This is a genomic window from Mesorhizobium montanum (assembly GCF_033977145.1).
Classification (GTDB): domain Bacteria; phylum Pseudomonadota; class Alphaproteobacteria; order Rhizobiales; family Rhizobiaceae; genus Mesorhizobium; species Mesorhizobium montanum.
Window position 1 is genome coordinate 100,124 of record NZ_JAVIJF010000022.1, and the last position, 24,977, is coordinate 125,100.

Consider the following 24,977-nt stretch of genomic DNA (forward strand, 5'->3'; position numbering starts at 1 on the left):
ACAACCAAAAAATGACGTCAAGCGCTGATGTGAAAAAGATCCCCAGTCAAAAAGGCGTTTCAGAATTGCTTCCCCTCGTCGATAAGCTTCATGATCTTGGTAGCTGCCCCCTTGAATTTCGGCTTCTTCGCTAGTGCTTTTACGCGCTTTACCGCCTCTTCGTAATCCAAGAACGGCCCAATATTTTCTCGTGACAGAACGGTGACGATACCTCTGTTACTCGTATTGATCTGAGAGGTGAGTCCCTCCAGGGTTTGTAGAAGACCCTCATCCGATTTGCCGTGAGTGCCCAACAGCTGGCGGGGACCCTTCTCATCGCCGGCTTGTTGCCATGCGAAGAGAAGGCTTAACGGGCGAGGGGATTGCTGAATATCTTTTAGAGCCATTGCTTTATAGCGCGAGAGCATGATGCGGATTGCATCATCCAACTGCTGCTCCGTAGCCAACACCCAATCGCTGTCGTGACGACGACGGTCTCCGAACCGGCCATGAGCGAAAATCTCATGCCGAAATACAAAGGTAAGCCAGCCGATTGCTTCACCCTCGGCGAACATGTCACGGGTCGCGATATTGCGCTGAGCCGGCTTTAGCCGTCCCAAAAGCAAGCCTACCAGCGGAAGTGCCCTGTCCCACTGAGAACTGAAAGCAAATCCGTCGAAGGGGCGAAGACGGAAGGCCTCGTCCATGCTGTTAGCCAACGCCATCAGAAGGTTTCGACACTGCTTCCCGTCTAGAAGTTCGTAGGCGCCGCCCTTTATCCGCTCGATCATCAAGTCAGCTTTGGTAAGTGTTCCGGCAGCATTTTGGCGTTGGAACGCTAAGAGCACCGTTGCCGTTTGATCAGGACTAGTTGCCAGCGCTTCCCACAAGACATTGAAATCGCTCTGCGTCAGGGCGTGCGAAGGTGTGGCCATCGCAAAATAGAGCCTGTAGTGGTCGGGGCTCGCCAGACGCCGGCTTTGGATTGCCTCATCTCTCGTCCGGTCATCGACCCTCTCGAAAAGTTGGAATGCAGGTCCGCTTTTCGAGAAGTTCGGGGTAACACCAGCAAGTTGTGCAGAGAAAGAATGCCGATAGAGATGGTCGTCGAATACACGCTCGCCAGCTGCGGCCTCGAGTGCAGCCAGTTGCTGGCTCTTCTCCGCTTCATCCACCCGGGCCGTTCCCAATGACAGGGCCGCCGCCGTGCCACAGTATTCTTCGATCCATCGATACAGCGCCGAGTTGCCGTCTTTGATCAGCTGCAGCCAGACGAGGTCCGCCAGATCGGCGTCAATTTCCCGGAGAGGGGGCCAAAAGAAGCGAATTGAATCTAATGCCCGAACCACAGACCTGGGAGTCCGCAATTGCCTGCCGCCTTCTTGATCGATGACCTGGCGCAGCCGCTCTCGCTCGTCCTCATTCTTGGCTGTGCCAATTTGTTGTAATGCTTCAGCAAACCACTGGCGTAATTGGAAGGCTTCCGGCTTTGGCACCATCACCGTGAGCTGGATGATCTTCTCAAGAAAAGCCCGACCATTCTGAACGCTAGCTGCCGCCTGGATGCTATGTGCTAACACCTCACTGTCGTAGCAGAGTAGATAGATTACGTTTGGGAGATCGACGACCGACCTTACCAGGCGAAGGATTTCCAGAATTTCCCCCGGCTCCAGTCGATCCACGTCATCGATGGTGACCACGAAGCGGTGGCCAAGCTCACGCAGCGATGCGACGAGTCTGTCCTTGAGATCCGACAATTGGGGAGGAGCTTGGGTCCCGGCCAATTCCCCAGCGGCTTTCAGGCCCTTTCCCGCAAACTTGACCGCGCCAATCCCCGCGACGTCCCCCGCCACCTCAACCATTCCGCCCGCTTTGCTCAGTGCGGACATGAAGCTTCGAAGCGCTTTGCCAGCCTTTTTAGCCTTCGCAATCGAAATCGGCGTCGCATCCCCAGCCGCAAGGGCGACCTGATCCAATTGGTTAGAGAGTTCGGAAAAGAGGCTGGTAATAAGGGCGTCTCGATTGCCAATCAGCCAAGGCCGGAAGTTAATGACTGTTGGGCGAGCCGCGGTAGGTAGTCTGGTGAGCTCGTCCCCGACCAAAAACAGCAAGCTCGACTTTCCAGAGCCCCAGGCTCCTTCAAGCCCGACAACCAATCCGTCCTCGGATGCTCGGTCAACCAAAGACATGGCAATACGCTTAGCTACCTCGCGGAACCCAAGTTTGTCTTGGTCGCCAGGGCCTAGGGCGCGGTCACCTCGTACTGAAAAGCTTTCCATCGAGCAGTCTATCCCGATATTCTTATGGACTTCTGTTTACTTCATCAGTTGCCAGAAAGGCCAGTATATTGGTGGATGCCTATATGCCGAGCGGGGCGCCGAGCCTTTCGGTGACCGGGCGCAGGGGATCGACCAAGCCGAGGTCATAGATCATCGTGGTTTCAAGATTCCCCTTGTGGTCGACGTAGTGGGAGATCGCTTCATGCGACACCCTTGGCCGGTTAGCATCAGCGAAATCGCAATCCGCTTCAGGTCGTAGAGCTGGAAGTACGCCGGCACACCGGGGAGCGCCTTGAACCGGTCGAGCCCCTTGCGGAAGTTACCGCGCGGCTGGGTCTGGTCGGTATGAGGCGGGAATAGCAGCTTGCTCTCGGGCCAGCGGAGGCGTTGGGCCTGCGCCATGGCGGCAACGCGGGAATGGATCGGCACCGAACGGTAGGCGTACTCGTAGAGCGAACGCGACAGTTTGATGCCCTCGGTGTTGTGCTTCTGCCAGATCAGCTTGTCCGAATCGAAGTGGTCGAATTCTGCCTTGGCGAGATCACTGGGACGGGCCATGGTCAGGAACAGGATGCCCATGAAATTGCACAGTTCCTGCATCTGGTCGTTGCCGGTCACCAACCATGTCTTGCGCAGCGATGCCCGCGGCCTGGCCGAGTTGGTTCGCGTCAGCTGGTATCGGGAAGTGAAGGTCAAGAGCGCAGAGAGTCATGCCACCCGGTCCATGCTCGTCGCACGGTCAAGATTTGTCGAGATCCGTCGCGATCTCGAAAACCAGACACGGTCCATGCTGAAGGAATAGGGGCTGCCGTTCAGTCGATCGATTGGGTCACAGTTCCGGCGAAAGGCTTGGGAACTGGTTGCTGACGGGCATCCGCTTCGGCCTTTGGTTCAGGCGGAGCGACGGCAGCAATTACGTCATCGTTTACAGAACTGACCCGATCGGCGTCCAATTTTTCGCAGCCGGTTCACACCTTACGCGTCCTCCGGTGCGGAGACGTCCGGCGCCTGGCTCAGATGACTCTTGGATTGAACGAATCCCGATAACGCACCTCAAAACTGGAGAGAGCTGATTGCATCGAGTGATACCACTTTGGGATTTGCGAGATTTGCGTGTTCGAGCGCAGACAGCGTTCGCGTGCGGTTCTGGCCATCTTCTCGAAATCACTGTAACCGACCGCAAGGTGATGCATCATTTCTGCAGCTTTGTCCTCGATGTCCGGCTCATGGAGGACAACGCCATTAAGCCCATTTACGACCTGCCTCTTCAGACCAAAGGCGGACGACACTACGACGGGTTTGCCTCGGAACAGAGCCTCTGTTGCTGTAAGGCCGAAGCCCTCTTCGCGAGATAGCGCAAATACTCCATGGGCGTTCTGTTGCAGCCGGCCGACGATTTCCGCATTTGCGTCGTGGTCCTTCATCGAGATACAGACCAGATACACGCGCCGCCGCACTTCCTTCGATAATTGAGTGCATAATAGGACGCATTCCTCGAAATACTCCCGTCCTTCAGGATCGTCGGCAACATCCAAAGGATCAGGTCCCGCGATCACCAGGCGTGTGTCGTAGGCTTCCGCGAGCGCCGATTTCACAAAGCGATCGTAAGCGGCGATAATCCGGTCAATACCTTTCAGTCCATCCCATCTGGATACATGAAGGAAATACCGTGAGCCGAGAATGTCCTGAAGGGAGGGTGTGGGCTCGAATTCTTGGCCGTTGAACGAAACCGAATGGTCTAGCGTCTGGCCCGCTGGCCCTTCATAATTACGGTTCTTGCTTGAAAATGGGCTGATCGATGGCGGGATGATATCTATGGGCACATCAGTATCAAAGGCATATTCCTTGGCGCTTAAGATAATGCGTTGGAATTGATGGAGGTGTTCGCCCAAGAGTCCCCAGATTTCGTCGACTGTCGGGGTGCGCTTCGGATATCCGATGTGGCATCGCCAGATAGCCGGGTGCGGGTAAGATTCAAGGAACTTCGCAGCTGCAACAAGAGGCTGCGGATCATGAATTACCACAAAGTCATCAGGCCTGATGATCCTATCCAGCTCCGCAGCGCCTTTCTCCGATGCCTCAAGATAATGCGGGAGCAGATCATTCAAGCCTGCCACCTTGACGTCGTGAAGAGAATTATGAAGCGCTTTGGTGAATTGAAAAAATTGTTCTTCCTTCGGTTTAAAGATGAGCCAACGCACATCAAAACCAAGCTCCCGAAGCAGGCAAATGTGGTGTGGAAGCATTTCGGCCACCCCACCGCCGAATGCGGTGGAATTTATGTGCCAAATACAACGGCTGCCGATCATGTTACGAGCTTCTCCGGACGAACGAAATAGTTCATCGAGGAGTTCGTCATAATGGTTTCGCTCCGCCACGTAATGGGCAAGTACCGAGCCTTCTACCAGCACCTCATCAAAAAGTGAGGTGCGGGGTTTCGTTGATACTTTCATTCGTGGTCCCTTAAGTCTGTGGAGCAGGTTCAACTCAGCCAGTTTGAAAGGAAGCCTCGGCAAAGTTCTCTATCCAGTCCCTTGTGTCAGGATGACCTCTGGCGTTGGGGCCGACGCCGACGCAGTCGCAGCCTGCCGCGATCGCCGCTTCAATTCCGGTGGGGGAATCCTCAAAAACCAAGCATCTTTTGCCGGCGATGCGCAGCATTCGCAACAGCGTTTGATAGGGTTGTGGATACGGCTTTCCCTGACTGACGTCCTCGGCTGCAATCATGATCCGCGGCCAGGAGAGTCCAGCCGCCTCAAGGCGGGCAAGGGCCGAAACCCGTGCCGAAGAGGTGACAATAGATCGCCTTTCTGCTGGGATGGAGCTATAGAACTCTACGGCGCCCTCGATCGGTTGCAACAGTCTCATCGCTTGAACCTCGTAATCGGCAATGCGATTTGCCTCGCGTTCTGGCGAGAGATCGGGCGCGATCGCCGCCACCAAATCGATGTCGCGGCGGGCGGCCGACATCCGCACCGCGTTATCCGGACAGATCCGTTCCTCCCGTGCCCATCGACGGAGTGCGCTTTCGACCACAGCCTTCGAATCTACAAGGGTTCCGTCCAGATCGAAGGCTACGTGATCATAGTCGTCGAGGTGAACATTAACGGTTGCTGTTTTCGTGTGATTTTTCAATGCTTTCCACCCAATATCAGGCCCAATGATGCTTTTGGAAAGGCAGGCTCTCTCTGTGGTGTGAAATGCCTCCGCGCAGTATTCGACCATGGCTGTGTCAGTGACCTGTGCAGTCATGTCTTCGTCCCAACGGTGTGCCGGCTGCAAAGTGGCAAAAAATCTTCCAAGATTTTCCCGGCGAGTATCTGGCGTTGCTCATTCACCGGCGATGGCAGAGGCGAAGCCCCGCGGCAGTAGGTCATATCCAGATAGATCTTGCCGTTGATCTCCTGCGCTATAGCGCCATTGCCGAGGCGGAACATGATGGATGACCCGGTGTCCCGCTCCCGTTCAGCCAAATGGCCGATAGCGCCAGGACCGAGCATCTAAATTGCGCCTTTACTGAGTGACATCGCCATTCGCCTGGCGTTGGCCATGATTGTGTGGGTCGGATTGCTGTTCCCGGCAAAGTTCATAACGGAACCATCCATCACATGGATGTTGGTCAACCCATGGACCCTGCCGCAGCTGTCCACGACCGAGTTCCTCGGATCGCTACCGGCGCGCATCGTGCCGTGCAGGTGGGAGCTGCCTTTTCCCGGGAAATATGGCTCTCGCTCGATGCGGAATGCGCGAAGGTGGCGCAGAATGTCATCCGCGCGGTCGGCGAGAAAATTCCTTCGTGCACGGTCATTTTCCGAGCTTCGGTATTCGAAACGGATATAAGGGGTACCGTACTGGTCAGCGGCCTCGTCAAGCGCGACGCGGTTATGCGACCATGGCTCTTCTCCGGCTATGTAGTGCAGGCGCACAACGCCCACGTTCTCATTCGGCGAAGGGAAATTCGCTTCATAAATGAGCCCGCCAAATTTGCATGGCGCGCTGTTATGTTCGTAGAACTCATCGGTATAAACGGTCGAATGCGGTCCCCAGTGCGGAGCAAATGCATCGGAGCCCCGATCGGCTCGCTCCATGTAGCCGACGGAGTAGCCGCCAATCTTGAACGAGAGGCCGCGTCCAACGAGGCCGGATTCGTTTCCTATTCCCTTCGGTGCATGGTCACCCTTCGACCGGAGCATCAATGCCGCTGTTTGTATCGCGTTTGCGCAGACGATGACCCTTTCAATTGGGATCCGGATCAGTTCCGATGAGAGCGGCACATAGCACTCAAGGGCTCCAGCCCGACCGTCGTTCTGCATTTGGATCCGGTTGACGAAACAGCCGTATAGAACCGAGATTGTCCCTGGCAGGGCGGAGTCATCCAAAATGTTTCTTGCAAGCACTGATGCTCTCGCATCCGTAGGGCACGCCAGTTCATCGCAAGCCGAACAATTGATGCATCCCTTGTTGGTCCCTGGCGGCCTGATTGCCAGTGGGATGTTTTTTGATCTTATGCCGAGTTCCTGCATTGCATTGGATAAGATCAGCCCACGCGGACTGGCTGGATACGACGGAAACCCATTCGCGCCACTGATCTCCAAGAGATGCTCGATCTCCAAATAGTAGGGTTCGAGCTCCTCAAGGGTAATCGGCCAGTCAATCGCCATGTCAGTCGTAAGATATTGGGAAGCTGACAGATCTGCTTGTCGGTATCTGAACGTTATCGCGTTGTAGAACCCCATCCCCCCGCCGACGCAGCACGCTGTCCAGGGGTTGCCATCGGCGTGGCCATTGGAAGTGAGTGCCTTGCTGTAGGCCGCTTGATGAGGCCCGAGCATGGCGCCAGGACAAGCCGGGCCTCCATATTCCAGGACGGCCACATGGCACCCCTTTTCCGCAAGTGTTCGGGCGACGATCGATCCAGATGGCCCGGAGCCGATAACAACCGCATCGAAGTTTGTGTAATTACACGCGTGCGCTGCAATGTGTCTGATGTCCGTCACGGGCATTAGTCTCCTGTGAGGTTTGTGGTAGCGGGCCAGCGGGCGGTGTTCGCGATTGACATCAGGAGGTGCTTTATACGGGCCGCGTAGTGGGGGGCGGCGATGCCTGCCGGGCCATTGGCTGGGTGGCGGCAGGTGACGAAGAGGCCGTCGTACTTGGATGCATCCGGAAGAGTAGCGGCGGCGGCATTGGTGGGGTGACCATGAAACGTCTTCTCCTTTTCAATGATGACGTGGTGCGGATGACACCGCATTTACTGTGCCAACGAGAAACCGTTTTAACTCAATTCGATGCTTGTACTCTGGTAGTCGCATTTCCAACATTGTCGGACATTGGACAGTGTCAAACGCCAAGCGTTTGCGGGCTCGATCCGCCGTCAAGAATCATGGACGCGGCAGTCTCAGCCTTCGTTTCGAACGTCTTCGTGCTCGAGGCCACCCGGGCGCTGGCCCGCACGCCTGGCCGAGGGCGAAAAGTCCCGGACCCAGCCGCTGCACCTTGACACCCTCGTCGCCGACCGGCAGGCCCTGCAGCATCGCCTCGGCGCTGTCTCGTCTCGGGTCAGCGAAGCTTGCCGCGACAGCTCGCCGACAGCCCGGTTTGGCTCATCAGCGGGGCCGGGCAAAGAGCGGCGTCACGATCCTCACACTCACAGCGATGTTTAGGCAACCGGTCGCAGATCGCGCACCGGGCGGCATAGACGAGTCAAGTGGGCGGTCCCGGAATTAGGTGGTTAACCAGTTCCGGCTGTTCCTGCATGCCGGCGCCTACTGGCTTATGTGGGGCCTGCGCGCCGCGATGCCGAAACGAGCTTTGCAGTCGCCCAATTCGACACGTTGCGATTGCGCCTCATCAAGATCGCCGCGCGCGTGGTCGAGATGAAGACCCAAATTCGCCTGCACCTGCCGACATCCTGCCCGGACCAGCGCATCCTGCGCATCGTCCTCAGTCGCATCCCGCAACTCGCGACATAAACGATGGCGCGCAGACGCCCCGAAACGAACCCGCTGACCGCAACCCGCAAAACCCCGCCTGCCATCACCGACGGATCAACCCCGGCGCCCGACGAGGCTTGTCAAAACGTACCGCAATGGCGACCAGAGCGCCGCCTCAGGCCGTCGAAAGCTCACCGCCGTGCATCAAGCGAGCTAACTGCTGACCAGAGCACGAGGTCTGCGCATTGTCCGATATAGCTGCAAGACTTTGGGCTACCACGTGCGCAGTTCTGCCAAATCGGCAGCTGTCTGCAGTGACTCAGCATCCCAAAGCGTGTGGCCGAGACTAGTCGGGCCGGCTTCCACGTGAGGCGCGCCCGCTGGCCAGAAGGGGCGATCTCGCGCACCAATAACGAACGTTATCAAAGTCTGCGACGGCTGCTTCAGTCGCGAAGCGGCTGGGAAACAAATGCGGCCCTCCGCTCTGGCTCGCCCTGAATTTTTTGCGGCAGGACCCGTAAGTCTCTCGACAGCTAACCCTGTTAACAAGCCGATTTGTTGAACGGGCAAGATTTGTTGAACGGGCAAGTCGTCGAAGCGGCGCTTGAGTCGATCGAACGCCTGCAATGAATACCTGGCTGGTATCGATGAACAGAAGAAACGCTACTTCAACGCTATTCTCAGACGGCCTCGCGACAGACTTAACAAGCCGGTCAGAAATTCTGGAAATGTTCGAATAATCTGCGAACTCGGAAACAGGAGCATACATGGAATCCCACAATAGCGGATGGTTCAATACCGAGGGTTGGATGCGCGAATACGCTGCCCTGCAAGAGCGGCAGCGGACGGAACAGCCACACGGCACGTCTGAGGATCACAGTGGTTTCGAGCAGCACCTAAGCCAATTGCAACTCGGTTCCTCTGATACGAGCTCCGCTGAGGCCAGTTCGCCAGACAGCCCAGCCGCAGAGGTCCATAGAAGGAGTCTCCACACTGACAATCGCGCTATGACACGGAACCTGCGGGATGATCGGTTCGGCAACGCGCGCCACAGCCTAGACCAGCCTCGCGCTCACTTTGACAGCTCCCCTGCAGAGGTGTCGCAGTCTGGGTTACATGACAGGTTGTTCAGTAGCACGCGCTACACTGCCTCGTTTGAACCGCTGGCTGCGCCCACCAGGGATGACAAAAGCCGCGGTTTGTGGTCGCGTTTCAAATCAGAGATCGGAAAAACCTTCGGAAGCAAAAAGTCGTCGGGCGGTTCGGGGTCGAAATTTGTCCCTACAGAGCTTCGCATGGATTTCGCCAAACGCAGTCGCTCTTCCGCCAGCGGGGACATGTATCCCCAAGACGAGCGCCTCATCGAACTGTTTAAGGAAACAGTGCAAGCGTACGAAGTTGTTCCCGACGGCACCATCGGCCGAGGGGCCGGAAAGGTTCCCGCTCCGACCATCAAGGACAATAAGGCGGCTCTTGCGAGTTTTGCTCGTTGGCTGCGAGAAGAGAACAAGAAGCCGATGGCTCCTCGGCTTCTTAACGAGCCAAGGTCGCTGGCCAATGACGTCGATGAGTACATCGCACTCGGAATGGACCATCGTGACCGCCTCAGGTCGGCAATGTCTCATCTCCGGAGGCTTTCGCCTGACGGCCAAGTAATCCAATCAGCTGGCACTGGGCCCCGCCTGATGGGGCGCCAGTCAGCGAATCCTCATCCCGACGACGCTCTCATCATCGATGGCCTACTCAAACAAGAGCTAAGCAAGCTGGGGCCCCGTCCAACTCGCAAAGAGAGCAACCCCGCCTCAGCCATGGCTTCCAAGCAACGGAGGTTTAGCGATTGGCTCCAAAGGGAGGCCAGGGAGAGCATCGTGAGCCGAATCAACGGCACCGATCAGCAGCAAAAGTCGTTGAAAGCAGATTTAAAGGACTTCAGCAAAGCCACAGGACAGCAAGGCGCTCGACTGGATCAGATTCGGCAGTACCTAGGGGCTGAGAGTCAATCGACCAAGCTTCATCCGTATCCAGATGACGCCAGCGTCATCGATGGCCTGGCCAAGGAGCAAGTGAGCAAGCTCGGAAACGACTCGACTCGCCAGCAGAGACAAGCAGTCGCGAAAATTGCTTGGGAGCTACGCAGGTTTAGTGATTGGCTCCAAAAGGAGGGTAGGGGGAGCATAGCGAGCCGGATCAACGGCAGCGATCAGCAGCAACGTTCATTGAAAGCAGATCACAAGGAGTTCGACAAGACCAAGGCACAAACCGCCGTAAGTCTCGAACGGTTTCGGCAGTACGCAAGCGATGGGACCACGACCGGGATCCAATCGATCAGCAGGTATCATCCGTATCCCGACGACGCCCGCATCATCGAAGGGTTTGCCAACGAGGAGCTGATGAGGCTCGGGTCGGACGCCACCGCCCGACAAAAAAACGTGATCGGAAATATTGCTAGCGCGCAACGCGGGTTTAGTGATTGGCTCCAAAAGGAGGGTAGGGGGAGCATAGTGAACCGTATCAACGGCAGCGATCAGCAGAAGCGATCGTTGAAAGCCGATTTCAAGACTTACACCAACGCTAAAGGACAAAGCACCGTGAGTCTCACAAGGCTCGGGCAATACTTACAAGTCGTCGAGGCGAACGCTGCGCTGGGGTTGTCCCTTGAGCAGGCAAGCGGGCGGGAACCTGCCGGTTCGCAAACCGACAGTTACGATCAGTCGCAGCTTTGGCGTGATGCGGACGAGGCAGGAGGCCAGGGGCCTGCCGAGTGGGACCGTCCCTGGTCGGGGCTGTCGTCGCATTCGGACGAACGCGCCGCATCGCAAGTGGAAAGTTACGATCAGTCGCGGCTTTGGCTCGACGTGGACCAAGCCGCGGGCCAGGGACCAGCAGGATGGACCTCTTCCTGGTCATCGCAGGAGGTGGACCACGCTGGGCGGGGGGGAAGCGCCGCCTCCCAGGAAAGCTATGATCAGTCGCAGCTTTGGCAGGAGGTGGACCAAGCCGGATGGCAGAGACCTGCCGGTTGGACCTCTTCCTGGTCATCGCAGGAGGTGGACCACGCTGGGCGGGGGGAAAGCGCCGCCTCCCAGGAAAGCTATGATCAGTCGCAGCTTTGGCAGGAGGTGGACCAAGCCGGATGGCAGAGACCTGCCGGTTGGGACCGCCCCTGGTCAGGGCCGTCGTCGCAGTCGGATCAGGATATGGGGCCAACTCAGCCGTCCGCGTCAGCTCGGTCATCAGATATCTACCGCGGTCTTGAGTCCCTGGTCGATTTGCCGTCCACACCGGCCGAGTTGCGTGATGATGCTCACTACGAGCCGTTTCTGGGTACAGCCTCCGATGCTCAGGTTGGGGCGCTCAATCCGCAAGCCTCGTCTCACCGCAGCGGACGGGCGCTCGGCGCCAGGGAATGGCTCGGCGATGTGCATATCCAGGGAGATTACGAACTGCTGGCGCAGGAGCTGCAGAGGGACAATCCAGATCTCGCCGTCCGAACGCGGCTCGTCGATCCCCTGGTAGCTCATTACCATCTGCGCCTGGGCTCCGACAGCGTCGTGCTCAGGGCTTTCCAGCGCATCGTCTATGATCACAATGGCAACGATACAGCCGACTTCCTGTTCCTGCCTGTCAACGATGCCAGCGCTACGGATCCTGACCGCCGCGGCACCCACTGGTCACTACTGCTGGTTGACCGACGCGAGCGGGCAAGGCCGGTTGCGTATCATTACGACTCCGCCCGGGGGCACAACGACCAGCCCGCAGCACTGCTCGCACAACGGCTGGGAGCCCGCGTGGAGACAGTCCGCATGACCCAGCAGCGCAATGGCTATGATTGCGGGGTCTTCGTGCTCGACGGCACGCGGGCGCTGGTCAGGCGATTGGCGCAAAGGCGGCGGCCAGCCATGCTGCACCTCGACAATCTTGTCGTCGATCGGCAGGCACTGCAAAACCGACTACGGGGCTGATGTAGGATCTGCTGGCAGATTGAGGCTAGTGGATTGAATCTAACACTTGGTGCCCACGTTTGACGGCGGCGATGATTTTGTCGGGGTCGGCGGTCCAGGTGAAGGGTTTGGGTTGTCGATTGTGCTCTGCGAGGAAGCGGTTGATGGGCGCCTGCAGGTCGATGACAGAATGAAAGACGCCTCGCTTGAGGCGTCGCTTCGACAGCTGGGCGAAGAAGCCCTCGACAGCGTTGAGCCAGGAGCAAGACGTGGGGGTGAAGTGGAAGGTGAAGCGCTGATGGCGGTTGAGCCAGGCACGCACCTTAAGGTGCCGTCGCCGACGCCATTCTCGACAGGATTGTTCACAACGCCCACCGCATCGTGCTCCTGGGCGACAGCATGCGAAAGCAAAAGGCGGCGCCCCTCTTGACCAGCGCCGAAAACGGCGAAATCAATCACCCATGACGACAACCAGGCACCCGAGGACCACCACCGCCAAACTGTCCGGGACTTAGTGAAACGCCTGGAGTGCACCCCCAGACTGAGACAAGGAAAATCGCGGACAGTTTCCCCGCAGGAGAGGAAACTGGGGCATGGCCGGACGGCAAAGATTTATTGATGAAGACCAAAAACGGGAGCTGCTCCAGCGCATGGAGGCAGGCGAAAACGTCAGCAAGTTGGCAGATGAGGTCGGCATCAGTCGTCAACGACTTTACGAGTGGCGTGATCACCTGAGGCTTCATGGCGATCTGAAGTCACGCCGGCGCGGCCGGCCGGCCAGATCGACAGCAGGACTAGACGGGGCCGCGCAGCTGCAGAATTCAGTCGATCTGCCGTTTGACGAGAAAGCTGGCCTCGTCTGGGCCAGTCTTATGGCTGGTGGGAAGGCGAAGGGACGCCCCAGAAGCGCGCTCGACCTTATCATCGCTGCGATCGCCGAGGCCAATCACTGCGTCGTCGTGACAAACAATGAAAAGGACTTCGAGGATGTTCAGATCATCAATCCGCTCCGCAGCTCTGGGAGTTAGGAGGTAGATAGGCGATTCACTTCATTTCGAAGATTTCAGCGGCACCGAGTTCGAACACCTCGTGTTCGGCTACCACCTTTGCGATGGCTGGACCGTCTCGCCTGCTTCGGCCAGACGGAAGCGACCAAGGGCGCGACATCATCGGCACACGTCCGTTTGAGGACGAGCCGGACGAACGCACTGTCATTCAAGCGTCAATCGCGGCAGCCTGACTCAATCAAAGGCCGAGAAGGATAACGCCGAATCCGTAGGAAAATTCCGACAAGCGCTCCTGCAGGTTTAAAAGTTCCCCCGATCAGGTCCGCGCCGGCATGAGCGCAGCGTCGATACGGCGGTGCATCAGCGAGACCATTGAAAACAAATCCTCGGCATCCTCCTTCGACATCTGCCAGTGAATTTTTGCGCTGTGCGCAGTGGTATTGCGGAACATGCTGAAAGTCCCCTTCACCAGGTGCTCGCTCCTCTCGCTATCGGTCACGAGCGTGTTGATCGCCAACATCGGCATGTCGGACAGCATGGAAGTAGTTGTCTGCAAGCAGTTCCTCCCGGCAGAACATCAACACATCAGGATGCACCGCGGATAGTCAACTCGGCCCTCAGCTCGCGCACGCCGCGTCGCTTCTGATAAGGTTTGGGTTGCCTCGACGGAGCCCAGTTTCCCGATGCCGCGACGGCCAATCCTGCAAATGCCAGAGCTCGGTTCAGGTTAAGGCGCATCGGCTCGAATCGTTCGGCCTCTCGAGCGAAACGCTCCGGTTTCATGGCCTTGCGGATGAACGCTATGATATAGGTGCAGGCACCACGCTTGTTCTGGTCGTTGGCAAAGGCATTGTACGATCTGTGTCGCTTGGTCATTGGGGAAACGGTATCGGCGATCTTGACCGTGGCCAGCAGATGTCCGATTTCCGAGCCGGTCAGGCCGTCGGCGGTCTCGCCTAATGCGTCAGCGATTGCCTGCAGCTGTGATTGCGTGAATGTCTTCATAGGCGTTCCCCCTCGGCCACCTCGAATTATTGACGTTGCCGCCGATTGCGCCTATTTATCGCCTCGGAGGCTTTGTAAGCGGAAACGCGAGCATTGCCTTTTTTATGCCGGTTTCAGCCCGGTAGGACGCAAGTCCTGAATGTGCTTGAACCCCCATATTTTTTCACCCCCTCCGTCTAACGGCTGAATCGGAGTCGTTTCACGCGGCTCACCAGTGGCGATAGTTCACCACGAGCGTCCGCTGTCATGCCTTTGAGCCGGAGTCCCCAACTGATGTTGCAGGCAAGCTGGATGAATGGTTCCGAACCAATGAGAACCTCGAAGGATTATGGTTTCTTCACGGTCGATGTGCCGAAATTCTGGGGGCCGCCGGAGACCATCTAATGGGCGCCGGCTGAGGCATAGATAAGATTGCTATAGCTCACTTTTTCCGCTATAATGAGTTATAGAAAGGCGCTCTATAGCTCATGGTATGGAATTGGCAGCAGGCCGACTGGCCGCATTTTACCTACGACAAGATGGCATTGGACCCGCTGGAAAGCGAGTTCCTATTGCGATCGGGCGAGTTCCTGGGCGTGTTTCGCCATGTTGGCCCCGATGACCGCGACCAGATCCGCATCGATCTAATCAGTGAAGAGGCCTTGAAGACATCCGAGATCGAGGGTGAGTATCTCAACCGGGAAAGCCTGCAATCATCCTTGCGGCAGCAGCTGGGGCTCGGAGGCGAGAATAGGCGCGTCCCGCCCGCCGAGCGGGGCATCGCCGAAATGATGGCCGACGTGTATCTGCATTTTGCCAACCCGCTCTCGCATCGCACGCTCTATGCCTGGCACAAGATGGTGATGTCAGGCGAGCGGCGCATCGAGACGATCGGCAACTATCGCCAGCATGCCGATGCCATGCAGATCGTCTCTAACCGGCTGGACAAACCCAAAGTGCATTTCGAGGCGCCGCCCTCATCGCGCGTGAAAGCCGAGATGGACGCCTTCACCATCTGGTTCAACGATACCGCGCTCAAGGGCAAGACTCCGCTTCCCGCGCTGACGCGCGCCGGTATCGCGCACCTTTATTTCGAGAGCATCCATCCGTTCGAAGACGGCAACGGCCGCATAGGACGTGCCCTTTGCGAAAAAGCGCTGGCGCAAAATCTGGGCGAGCCGAGCCTCATCGCGCTGGCTTACACGCTCGAGCGTCGCCGCAAGGCCTATTACGATCATTTGGAGGCCAGCAACAAAAACAACGCGATCACCGATTGGCTGATCTACTTCGCCAGCACAATCCTAGAAGCGCAGCGCGTAACGCTCGCCCGCGTCGAATTCTCCGTTGCCAAGGCCAAGTTCTACGAGCACCACCGGGGGCAGTTCAACGAACGCCAGGAAAAAGCCGTCGCCCGGATGTTCCGGGAAGGTATCGCCAGTTTCAAGAGCGGCCTCAGCGCGGAGAATTATATCGCCATCACCCAGGCGTCGCGCGCCACGGCGACAAGGGACCTGCACGATCTGGTTGCCAAGGGTGCGCTGACAAGAACCGGTGAACTCCGACACACACGTTACATGCTGAATATTCGTGACGATCGTGCGTAGATCCCATCAGCGGATGACTAAGTCTGTACCACCGCGCGGCGGTCGAGCGACTGCGACAGCACGGCCACCGTGACGGCCAGAAGCGCGAGCGCGGCGCCCACCAGCGGCAGGTTCGCGTAGGATACGCCCCAGGAGATGGCGAGCCCGCCGATCCAGGCGCCGCCGGCATTGCCGACATTGAAGGCGCCCTGGTTGAGCGTGGCGGCAAGGTTTGGCCCTTCGGCGGCCGCCTCGACGACGCGGATCTGCAGCGGCGGCACGACGATGAAGATCAGCATGCCCCACAGGAAGACGATCGCCACGGCCACGCTCGCGATGGCGCCGAACTCGGTGAAGACGGCGAACAGCAGGGCCATGGCGAGCAGCGTGGTGATCACAGTCGGCATCAGCTTCCAGTCCGCCAGCCTGCCGCCGATGATGTTGCCGATGGTCATGCCGGCGCCGAACAAGAGCAGCACCCAGGTGACGGTCGCCGTCGACAGGCCGGACACGTCGGTGAGATAGGGCTTGATGTAAGTGAAGACCGCGAACAAGCTGGCGGAAGCGAGCGAGGCGATCAGCATCGCCAGCCAGACCTGCAGCTTGCCGAGCACGCGCAATTCGCCGAGCAGACCGCCGCCGCTGGGTTCGACGACATCCGACGGCACCAGCCAGGCGATGGCCGCGACCGAGACGAGGCCGATGCCGACGACGGCGAGGAAGGTGGCGCGCCAGCCGAAGGCTTCGCCCAGCGCCGTGCCGGCGGGCACGCCGAGGATGTTGGACATCGTCAGGCCGGCGAACATCAGCGCAATCGCGCTCGCCCGCTTGTTGCGCGGCACGAGGCTGGCGGCAACGACGGAGCCGATGCCGAAGAAGGCGCCATGGCCGAAAGCGGTGAAGACGCGCGCCGCCATCAACAGCCAATAGTTCGGAGCGATGGCGCAGAAGAGATTGCCGACGACGAAGAGCGTGGCGAGACCGACCAACACAGGCTTGCGCGGCAGGCGAGCCGTCGCCATGGCGACGATCGGGGCGCCGAAGACGACGCCCAGCGCATAGCCGGTGACCAGAAGGCCAGCCGAAGGGATCGAGACGCCGAGGTCGGCCGCGACCTCCGGCAGCAGGCCCATAATGACGAATTCGGTGGTGCCGATGCAGAAGGATGCTATGGCAAGCGCTAGGATTGACAGCGGCATGGGACGTCCCTGCTAAAACGGTCCAAGACCGAGATTGTCTGGACGGCCGCGATGCACGAGCTCACTGGAATCAGAAGAAGGAGAGCGGCCCTTTTTCGAACACAGGCCGGGCTGTTGAGGCGGGCGGCGTCTGAGCGACGGTCGTCAACAGGACTGTTCTGGCTCGGGCGACCTGACGCTTCTCTCTCATGGGCAACGGTGGAGGAAACGAAAACATGATGAGCTGCCGATGCCGATTGCCTCCGCGCAAGTTGAGGAAATCTTGGCGAGAACTCCGGCGGCTTTTTTTCGACACTACCCGTTGGCCACGGGCTCACATGCCTGCGCCCGCGAGCACGGTTCGGTGTGGAAATCATATCTGTTCTTGCTGCTCGCCGGGGACCCCCCGGTGAACACAGGATGACGAGGTTGGCTGAACTGACGACTCTAAACATTACAGCGCTGCGCTCCAGTCTGGAGCTCAATGCCCCTGATGCTGCAAGCAAGCGCTATGCCACCTTGGGATTTTGTCCCTGTCTCAGGCTCCCCGAGCTATAGGCGTTGAACGAGAAAGCATCGTGCCCTGCTCGCAGAGTCGCCTCGACAGGCTATGGTTCTTGTTATCGAGCGCAGCGGTTTCCACCGACTTGCAGTGCTCTACTCTTTGCCAATGGCCGGCACGCGGCCGAGCGATCTCATACGCATCGCATGTCTGCGCCATATTGCTGGTCTCTGATGCCATACTGCCTTGCGATTTCGGTCATCGGTTTCGACCATACCAGATCGTAAAGCTCGGCCCGCGTCATTCTCAGCACGTATCTTCCTTCTCGTATCAATCGCCAGCAACGTGAGCCAGCCTCTCGGCAATTTAGACGCGCTTGGCCTTACCTCCGCCTAAATGAAGATTTCGTGGATGCGCTCGGGCCGCGCCATTCATCAAAACGGAATGAATATCCGCCCTAATTTTTCTTACCCCAGGTAGCCGGGAAAGGACTTCCCGATGGATCTCTTCGTAGCCCCGGATGTCCTTTACGCAGACAGTCAGCCGCGGTTTCAGTGGGATCGAGCCGCGGTGAGAAAACCGCTGTGCAGGGTTGACCCACGCTTTCTATTCGAACCCAAACTGCCGATGACAGTATGTTCGCGCTTTCCAGCCGACCACCTCCCTTTGAAGTTGCGCGAACCATCCGGCCATGGCGAGTGATGGCCGCAGCAGCCAAGGGACAAAGCAGGGGTTGAGCGTTCACCAGCCGGTATCCGGCATTTGATTTTCCTCCTGGCAATCCAGGGGGCTTGCGATTTCTCGTTTTTGCTGCGCCTATCCCCAAGTCAGAATGTTAACTGGCTTGGGCAAACCAACGCTGCAACCGATACAAAGGAAAAATGGATGGCAACTGGCACGGTAAAGTGGTTCAACAGCACGAAGGGCTTCGGCTTCATCCAACCCGATGCGGGCGGCCCGGACGTTTTTGTCCACATTTCCGCTGTGGAGCGATCGGGTCTTTCGACTCTCGCTGACGGCCAAAAGGTTAATTACGAGATCGAGCAGGACCGCCGCACCGGGAAATCCTCGGCCGGCAATCTCAGCAAAGTAAAGTGAGCTGACGGCTTCTTGCGCATGGCGCAACAGCCGCCCGACGGCGAGCCTCTACCGACCGCCGCAGATGAAATCGCGCGTGAACATGAAATCGACGGAAGCCTCGCGCAAATTGTTGCAGGCCGGGGAACGCAGTGCAAAAGGCGGGAGTCTCCCCGCCTTTCCAAGTCAGCGCGCCGGAACAACACTCAGGCCGCGCCGTTTTTGCGGGCCCTCTTTGCCGGCGCGGCCTGTTCGGCCCGATCAGGCTTTCGACCCAGGCCCAGGGTCTTGGCTAAAGCAGAGCGAGCTGCGGCATAATTCGGGGCAACCATCGGGTAGTCTGCCGGCAGGCCCCACTTTGCGCGGTATTCGTCGGGCGTAAGGCCATAGTGGGTTGAGAGATGGCGCTTCAGCGACTTGAACTTTTTTCCGTCCTCCAAGCTAATGATATAGTCGGGCGTGACCGATTTCTTGATGGGAACGGCAGGCTTGAGGTCCTCAGGCTTAGGGACCGGGCCGCCGATCGTGCCTTTTAAGGCGGCATGAACCTGGTCGATCAGGCCAGGAAGGTCGCTCACCGGGACCGGATTGTTCGAGACGTAGGCCGATACGACGTCGGCGGTAAGCTCGATGAGGGCATCACTATTGCTCTCGATTTCTTCTGTCACGGAACGCTCCTGATTTTGATGGCTTCTGCGAAAACCAGCTTGATTAATGAAGGCAGCCACAGAACGCAATGAAAGGTTGCGTTCCAGCCCCCTCCATACGGTCTTCTCAAAGCGGCGCGCGCATTACGCGCGTGAATAGACGCATCTCCACCGCCCAAAACTTCCAGTAGAATGATCGATTGGTCGCTAAGGCGCTTTGGTGATGGATGGACAGGTATTTCCAGCAGAACGGTTCAGTTTTGGCTTTGAAGCAGCCGTCGAAATTACTCGGTTCGGCATTGTAATGCCCTGATCCTGCCACTCTCCATAGGCAAGTGCGCCGAAGGGAGAAATCTCCAACTAAACGTGTTCACGAACAGAGAAGGGCTCGCCCAATGAGCAGGGTGGCGCGCGCGGACGCAGCTTCAGTTTCGTCGGCGACGTTCGCGCCGCTGGAGAACCCCACCTTTCGCGCGATCTGGCTAGCCGCGCAGCTGTCCGGTCTGGGCTGGCTGATGCAGACCGTTGCGGTCAGTTGGCTCATGGCGACCATCTCGACCTCGGATGTGATGGTCGCCTTGGTGCAGACCTCCACGACGCTGCCCGTATTCATTCTGTCGATCTTCGCCGGGGCCATTGCCGACAATTTCAGCCGCCGCACTGTCATGGCGCTAGGCTGGTGCGTGATCGCCTTGTCGTCGATCATGCTGACCGCGCTTGTCGGGCTGGGGTATTACAATCCGTGGCTGATCCTCGCCTTCAGCTGCCTGGCCGGATGTGGCGCTGCGTTCACTGATCCGGCATGGCATGCCTCGGTTGGCGACATCCTGCGAAAGCGCGAAGTTCCGGCCGCGGTCACGCTAATCTCGGTCGGCTACAATGCAATGCGAAGCATCGGTCCGGCGCTCGGCGGCGTCGTTGTCGCCTCCTTCGGACCTCTGACGGCTTTCGCGGTGGCGACGCTGACCTATCTGGCGATGCTGTGGGCCATAGGACTCTACAAATGGAGCGGTCGCTCTTCGCCACTTCCCCGTGAGCCATTGACCACGGCCATTCATGACGGGGCCCGCTTCACGGCGCTGTCGGGAGAGATCAAGGCGGCAATCGCGCGTGGATTCCTTTTCGGTCTGACGAGCATCTCGATACTGGCGCTGCTGCCACTGGTTGCCCGGGACCAGCTCGGGGGAGGGCCGATCGCCTATGGTGTCCTGATGGCTGGGTTTGGCGCCGGCGCTTTGTGCGCGGGCATTTCCAACAACGCGCTGAGACGGTCACTGTCGCAGGAGCGCCTGACGACACTGGCATGCATCGCCTGCGCCGCCTGTTGCCTGGCTCTTGCCTTTACGCCTTCGCTGGTGGTGGCGACGATTGCCTTGACACTCGGCGGCGCAGGCTGGGTCGTCACCTGGACGGGACTTGACGTGAGCGTGCAATTGTCGAGCCCACGATGGGTCGTGGGTCGCACGCTTTCCATCTACTCCGCCCTCGCGTCGGGCGGCATCGCGGCCGGCAGCTGGCTTTGGGGCGTGGTGGCCGAAAACTATTCGCTCACATTGGCCCTTGAAAGCTCCGCTGCCGCTCTGCTGTTGGTTGCCGCCACCGGATTGCTGCTCCCGATCCGCCAGTGGAAAGAGTCCGACCAGGATTCTCTTGGCTTCGAAACGCCGGCGCTCGCCCTCGACTTGAAGTCGAGAAGCGGCCCGATCGTGGTTAAGATCGAGTACTCCATACCGGAAGCCAACGTCGAAACCTTCCTCGACCAGATGCAGGAACGCCGCCGGGTGCAGAGCCGCGCCGGCGCCCGGCACTGGAATCTCCAGCGCGACCTCCAGGAACCCTCGCATTGGACGGAGACGTTCCGCACGCCGACTTGGATGGACTACCTTCGCCTCAACCACCGGCTGACCGCGGAGGACAGGGAACTGGATCGGTCTCTCCTCGAACTGCATGCGGGAGAGCTTCCGCCTCGCACGCGGCTTGCGATCGAGCGGCCGACCGGAGCGCCGCGCAGGCGGGAGCAGTCGGGGAGCTTCTTTTTCCGACGGTGATCTCGTCTCGATTTGGTAATCGCCAACTGCTCCAAGCGCAGGCATCATGATGGTGGCAAAGGCCGCCGCGAAGTTCGATGGAGATAGAGCGCGGCTGGGGGATCGCTATCCACAGCTCTACAAGCCGAACAGTGGTGCCAACGACGCGCACGCTGCGGTCCCGCCGAAGCGCCGCCGGGCGCTCCGCCTTGCTGTCGTCATGTCGCTCAAGTTTTAGACAGATCAGCGAATCACAACGGGCAGACCAGTCAATCGGCTGTCCAATCAATTCAATTCTGCGGGAATGTTCAGCTGGCGTGGCTGCTGGCGTTCCAAGCAGCTGGATTCCGTATGCCTTACGGTCGCAGCCGGTCTAACGTACTCGCGTCGGACATACCGTTCGCACGTCAGTTCAGCCGGCCATTGTCCCTTGGCCAAAAGCAACGGTTTGCTCCGGCGGCTCTCAGATTCTGCTCAGCTCTCATGGCGCGTCAGTTTGTTGTCAGGTCAGCCAAGCTACGTTCCGCCTCAAGGAAGCAATGGTTGTTAGGTGATGTTGAAGGTGATTGCGACCTCCCGACTGCGAGAGAAAGGTATTCGAGCGTCGGCCCGGCCAAGGGCCTGCTCGATTTACCGATCGGACAAGGTGCTTCCTTCAGAGCTCCCGGGTTCGGTGCCCTAGGCGCGCTTTGGGGTTCCTGAGCGACGACCATGTTGGCTCGCCTGTCGTTGCTCCACACACTTTAGGCGATGCGTTGTTGCCTGGATCGGAGACGAAACATGACCAACATCGGCCGGACGGGAAGATCGCGCACCGGAGGCACTCCAGCCGGTGGCGCCCCGGACGGCAGGTCCCGCGCCGCATCAGGTCACGCCGCGGCAGAAGGTGGAAACGCGTTCAACTCGATTGTCGAGCGGACGCACCGCGAGCCGCAGGCTAGCGAAGCTTCCTCCAGCCGCGTCGCAGGCCGCGGTGATGATACCCCGCAGGACCGGTCCGCGCGCGTCCCCGTTGGTCAACCACGACTTTTCGCTTCGGCATTGCGCGGAACGGGCATGGCGCGGCGCCGTTTTCCTTTGGCGCCAGAAGGTGAAGCAAGCCAGGAAGAAAGCGCTTTGCGTTCTGACGGTGAGCCGGGACGCGGTGATCATGCAAGCGAAAGTTCTTACGCTCCGGTTCTGTCGCATCGACAAACCACGTCCGACGATGGCGCAGAAACCAACATCCGTCTTGGAAGCGAGCAGCGGTCTCATGGGGAAGGACGGCAAGCGATTGCTTCGCGTTCCGATGCCGGATCGCGGCGCAGAGATGGCGTCACCGAAAGCTCACACACCTCCGCCTCCTCGCTTGGAAAAACACCGTCCGGCGTGGAGGCCAGGCCGCCACGCCGTGACGATGGAGGCGCGCGCGATAGCCGTTCCGGCTCACGGCGGCAACCGGGCCCTTCGGGTTCCGATGCCGGATCGTGGCGCAGAGATCGCGTCCCCGAAGGCTCTCTCGCCTCCGCCTCCTCGCTTGGAAAAACACCGTCCGGCATGGAGGCCAGGCCGCCACGCAGCGACGATGGGAGCGCGCGCGATAGCCGCCGCATAGGTTCTCAACGGCCTGAAGGGTCGCGGCAGCAATCAGGCGCTTTGCGGGCCGAGGGCGGACCCTCGCGCCAGGCGCAGCGGTCCGGACTTTCCCACGGAGGCGGGCTACCGCCGCATAGACAAATTGCCGATTTGCAAGCGGGACGGCATTCCGAAGCAGCCCGGCAGCGCGTCTCTCGCGCAATGTCGAGTAATCTGTTCAACAATGCCCTCGATGACATTGGTCGAGCTCGGGACATCGTTCAATTCTCCTGTGCGGTGGTGCGCCACAGCGGCATGCTGCGGGACCAGGAAGAGCGGGCAGCATTCCTGCAAGGAGCCGCTGTCCAATTCACCCGTCACTTTCTGCCAAACTGGGAACAGGACATCCGTGAAGGAGAATCGTTTGGATATGCGACCGTATCCAACGCAGTCAGCCGCGAACTCGGAGGTCAGCCGGGCATGCAGGCCTGCAGGGCCATGGCAGCCAAGGTATCGAGGTCTACCAGCGCCCTCGACGATGTAGATGCTCGCGCGTTGCCGCTCTTGGCATTGTCGTTCGGCCGATATCCCCAACTGGCGGAATGCCGCGACGGCACAATCAGGATCGGCGAATTCTGCAGCGACAACCCAGCAGCGCTTCGCCAGCTCGACGCTCGAAACCTCTCGCTGCTGGTGAACGGCTTCAGCAAGTGGCATGACCAGCCAGGGTGTGGCGACGGCACTTTCGCAGTTGCTGGTGAGGTTCTTCGCCGCGCCCACACGCAAGGGTTTTCCAAATTCAATCCGCAGAGCTTGACCAACCTGGTCAATGGTTTCAGCAAATGGCCGAACCAGGCGGAGTGTCGGGAGGCCACCAGCGCTATCGGCACCGAGGTGACGTACCTCGCAGGCCGAGCCAATCGGCTTTCCGATTTTGTACCGCAGGACCTGGCGAACCTGGTGAACGGTTTCAGCAAGTGGCCGGAACAGGAAAGCACGCGCGAAGCAACGATCGCCATCGGCTCTGAGATCAGTCGCGAGGCCAACCGACTCGGTCGCTTTCCTGAGCAGGAGCTGGCCACTTTGGTGAACGGTTTCAGCAAGTGGCCGCAAGAGCCAGGCATACGTCAGGCTGCGGTCGCCATCGCAGGGGACATTGCGTCCGGCGTCGGCAAGCCCGGCGGATTTACTCATCAGCACCTGGCGATACTGGTGAATGGTTTCAGCAAGTGGCCCGAAGAACTCAATATGCGCCAGGCAGCAGTCACCGTCGGTGGGGAGGTCGTTGCGCGCGCCAGGGAGCTGGGTGGGTTCACGGATCAACACCTGGCCAATCTGGTGAATGGTTTCAGCAAGTGGCCGGAACAGGAGAAGACGCGCGAAGCGGCCGTCGCCATCGCCTCTGAGGTCAGCTGCGACGCCAACCGATTGCGCGGTTTTCCTGGTCAGGAGCTGGCCTATCTGATCAATGGCTTCAGCAAGTGGCCGCAAGAGCCAGGCATGCGCCAAGCTGCGGTCGCCATCGCCGGGGAGATCGCCTCCCGCGCCGACAAAATCAAGGGGTTTACCCATCAGCAGCTGGCCATACTGGTGAACGGTTTCAGCAAATGGCCCGAACAGGAGAAGACGCGCGAAGCCACAGGCGCAGTTGCCCGCGAGATTCTCCGCCGCACCAGTCACCTCCGTGGATTTACTGACCAACATGTGGCGAACCTGGTGAACGGATTCAGCAAGTGGCCCGAGGAGCCTGAAGTGCGCCAAGCTGCAGTGGGCCTCGCCGAGGAGATCGTGTCCCGCGCCGGCCAACTCGCCGGATTCGCCGATCAACACCTGGCGAATTTGGTGAACGGTTTCAGCAAATGGCCCGAACAGGAGAAGACGCGCGAAGCCACGGCCGCAGTTGCCTGCGAGATTCTCCGCCGCACCAGTCACCTCCGTGGATTTACTGACCAACATGTGGCGAACCTGGTGAACGGATTCAGCAAGTGGCCCGAGGAGCCTGAAGTGCGCCAAGCTGCAGTGGGCCTCGCCGAGGAGATCGTGTCCCGCGCCGGCCAACTCGCCGGATTTGCCGATCAACACCTGGTGACCTTGGTGAATGGTTTCAGCAAATGGCCGGATCAGCAGAAGATGCGCGAGGCTACGGTCACCATTGGCAGGGAGGTCCTTCGCCGCGCCGATCGCCCGGATGTCGGGCTCTCCGATTTTACTGCTCAAGGCTTGGCGATCCTGGTGAACGGCTTCGGCAAGTGGACGCAAGAGCCGGTGTGCTATCAGGCTCTGGTG

16 protein-coding genes and 5 pseudogenes are annotated in these 24,977 nt (G+C 59.1%); 9 read left to right on the forward strand and 12 right to left on the reverse strand.

Features of this window, described 5'->3' with window-relative positions; translation table 11 throughout:
* Positions 1 to 59 precede the first annotated feature (59 nt).
* Positions 60 to 2,258, reverse strand: a complete 2,199-nt coding sequence (locus tag RFM68_RS26650) for a KAP family P-loop NTPase fold protein (RefSeq protein ID WP_320235993.1) — start codon at positions 2,256 to 2,258, stop codon at positions 60 to 62.
* Positions 2,259 to 2,408: 150 nt separating this feature from the next.
* Positions 2,409 to 2,876, reverse strand: a complete 468-nt coding sequence (locus RFM68_RS26655; RefSeq protein ID WP_320235994.1) for a site-specific integrase — start codon at positions 2,874 to 2,876, stop codon at positions 2,409 to 2,411.
* A 13-nt stretch (positions 2,877 to 2,889) separates the two neighbouring features.
* Here RFM68_RS26655 and RFM68_RS33690 point away from each other — a divergent pair.
* A pseudogene (locus RFM68_RS33690) lies at positions 2,890 to 3,150 on the forward strand (IS110 family RNA-guided transposase); the annotation flags it as partial.
* Positions 3,151 to 3,271: 121 nt separating this feature from the next.
* Here the strand turns inward: RFM68_RS33690 and RFM68_RS26660 are convergent.
* From RFM68_RS26660 to RFM68_RS26675, 4 genes are read right to left on the reverse strand one after another with little or no spacing between them, the layout of a single operon-like run.
* Positions 3,272 to 4,711: a glycosyltransferase gene (locus tag RFM68_RS26660; protein WP_320235995.1), complete on the reverse strand. Its 1,440-nt coding sequence runs from the start codon at positions 4,709 to 4,711 to the stop codon at positions 3,272 to 3,274.
* A gap of 34 nt (positions 4,712 to 4,745) precedes the next feature.
* Complete coding sequence (locus RFM68_RS26665) at positions 4,746 to 5,510, reverse strand: HAD-IA family hydrolase (RefSeq protein WP_320235996.1); 765 nt, start codon at positions 5,508 to 5,510, stop codon at positions 4,746 to 4,748.
* Positions 5,507 to 5,758 (reverse strand): hypothetical protein, encoded by a 252-nt coding sequence (locus tag RFM68_RS26670; RefSeq protein WP_320235997.1) that lies wholly within the window; start codon positions 5,756 to 5,758, stop codon positions 5,507 to 5,509. The genes RFM68_RS26665 and RFM68_RS26670 overlap by 4 nt, the downstream gene beginning before the upstream one ends.
* The gene (locus RFM68_RS26675) at positions 5,759 to 7,255 is read right to left on the reverse strand and encodes a GMC oxidoreductase (protein WP_320235998.1); all 1,497 of its coding nucleotides are present in this window, start codon (positions 7,253 to 7,255) and stop codon (positions 5,759 to 5,761) included.
* A 736-nt stretch (positions 7,256 to 7,991) separates the two neighbouring features.
* Between RFM68_RS26675 and RFM68_RS26680 the strand changes: the two are divergent.
* Together RFM68_RS26680 and RFM68_RS26685 are read left to right on the forward strand one after the other, a co-directional pair.
* Positions 7,992 to 8,230 (forward strand): annotated as a pseudogene (locus tag RFM68_RS26680) (transposase); the annotation flags it as partial.
* Positions 8,231 to 9,486: 1,256 nt separating this feature from the next.
* Positions 9,487 to 12,153: a Ulp1 family isopeptidase gene (locus RFM68_RS26685; protein WP_320235999.1), complete on the forward strand. Its 2,667-nt coding sequence runs from the start codon at positions 9,487 to 9,489 to the stop codon at positions 12,151 to 12,153.
* 25 nt (positions 12,154 to 12,178) lie between these two features.
* Here RFM68_RS26685 and RFM68_RS26690 read toward each other — a convergent pair.
* Positions 12,179 to 12,466, reverse strand: a pseudogene (locus RFM68_RS26690) (IS630 family transposase); the annotation flags it as partial.
* Here RFM68_RS26690 and RFM68_RS26695 point away from each other — a divergent pair.
* Both RFM68_RS26695 and RFM68_RS26700 read left to right on the forward strand, forming a co-directional pair.
* Positions 12,466 to 12,597, forward strand: a pseudogene (locus RFM68_RS26695) (ATP-binding protein); the annotation flags it as partial. The pseudogenes RFM68_RS26690 and RFM68_RS26695 overlap by 1 nt on opposite strands.
* Positions 12,598 to 12,725: 128 nt before the next feature.
* Positions 12,726 to 13,160, forward strand: a complete 435-nt coding sequence (locus RFM68_RS26700; RefSeq protein ID WP_320236000.1) for a helix-turn-helix domain-containing protein — start codon at positions 12,726 to 12,728, stop codon at positions 13,158 to 13,160.
* Between the two features lie 295 nt (positions 13,161 to 13,455).
* On the opposite strand, the gene RFM68_RS26705 is transcribed toward RFM68_RS26700, so the two are convergent.
* Both RFM68_RS26705 and RFM68_RS26710 read right to left on the reverse strand, forming a co-directional pair.
* Positions 13,456 to 13,695, reverse strand: a complete 240-nt coding sequence (locus RFM68_RS26705) for a TIGR02391 family protein (RefSeq protein WP_320217790.1) — start codon at positions 13,693 to 13,695, stop codon at positions 13,456 to 13,458.
* Positions 13,696 to 13,724: 29 nt separating this feature from the next.
* Positions 13,725 to 14,144, reverse strand: coding sequence for a hypothetical protein (locus RFM68_RS26710; protein WP_320236001.1), 420 nt, complete (start codon positions 14,142 to 14,144; stop codon positions 13,725 to 13,727).
* 467 nt (positions 14,145 to 14,611) lie between these two features.
* On the opposite strand from RFM68_RS26710, the gene RFM68_RS26715 reads away from it, so the two are divergent.
* Positions 14,612 to 15,727 carry a Fic family protein gene (locus tag RFM68_RS26715; protein ID WP_320236002.1) on the forward strand — a complete coding sequence of 372 codons (1,116 nt, stop codon included), beginning with the start codon at positions 14,612 to 14,614 and terminating at the stop codon, positions 15,725 to 15,727.
* Positions 15,728 to 15,744: 17 nt separating this feature from the next.
* Here the strand turns inward: RFM68_RS26715 and RFM68_RS26720 are convergent, their stop codons facing one another.
* Positions 15,745 to 16,905 (reverse strand): MFS transporter, encoded by a 1,161-nt coding sequence (locus tag RFM68_RS26720; protein WP_320236003.1) that lies wholly within the window; start codon positions 16,903 to 16,905, stop codon positions 15,745 to 15,747.
* 1,366 nt (positions 16,906 to 18,271) lie between these two features.
* Here RFM68_RS26720 and RFM68_RS26725 point away from each other — a divergent pair.
* A complete protein-coding gene (locus RFM68_RS26725; RefSeq protein WP_112101617.1) occupies positions 18,272 to 18,484 on the forward strand; it encodes a cold-shock protein in 213 nt (70 codons plus the stop codon).
* 185 nt (positions 18,485 to 18,669) lie between these two features.
* On the opposite strand, the gene RFM68_RS26730 is transcribed toward RFM68_RS26725, so the two are convergent.
* The gene (locus tag RFM68_RS26730) at positions 18,670 to 19,131 is read right to left on the reverse strand and encodes a Ros/MucR family transcriptional regulator (RefSeq protein ID WP_320224044.1); all 462 of its coding nucleotides are present in this window, start codon (positions 19,129 to 19,131) and stop codon (positions 18,670 to 18,672) included.
* A gap of 374 nt (positions 19,132 to 19,505) precedes the next feature.
* Here RFM68_RS26730 and RFM68_RS26735 point away from each other — a divergent pair, with 374 nt between their 5' ends.
* Positions 19,506 to 21,158, forward strand: a complete 1,653-nt coding sequence (locus RFM68_RS26735; protein ID WP_320217795.1) for an MFS transporter — start codon at positions 19,506 to 19,508, stop codon at positions 21,156 to 21,158.
* Positions 21,159 to 22,001: 843 nt separating this feature from the next.
* Here RFM68_RS26735 and RFM68_RS26740 read toward each other — a convergent pair.
* Positions 22,002 to 22,289: a hypothetical protein gene (locus RFM68_RS26740; RefSeq protein ID WP_320236004.1), complete on the reverse strand. Its 288-nt coding sequence runs from the start codon at positions 22,287 to 22,289 to the stop codon at positions 22,002 to 22,004.
* Between the two features lie 624 nt (positions 22,290 to 22,913).
* Between RFM68_RS26740 and RFM68_RS26745 the strand changes: the two are divergent.
* Positions 22,914 to 24,977, forward strand: a pseudogene (locus RFM68_RS26745) (hypothetical protein); the annotation flags it as partial.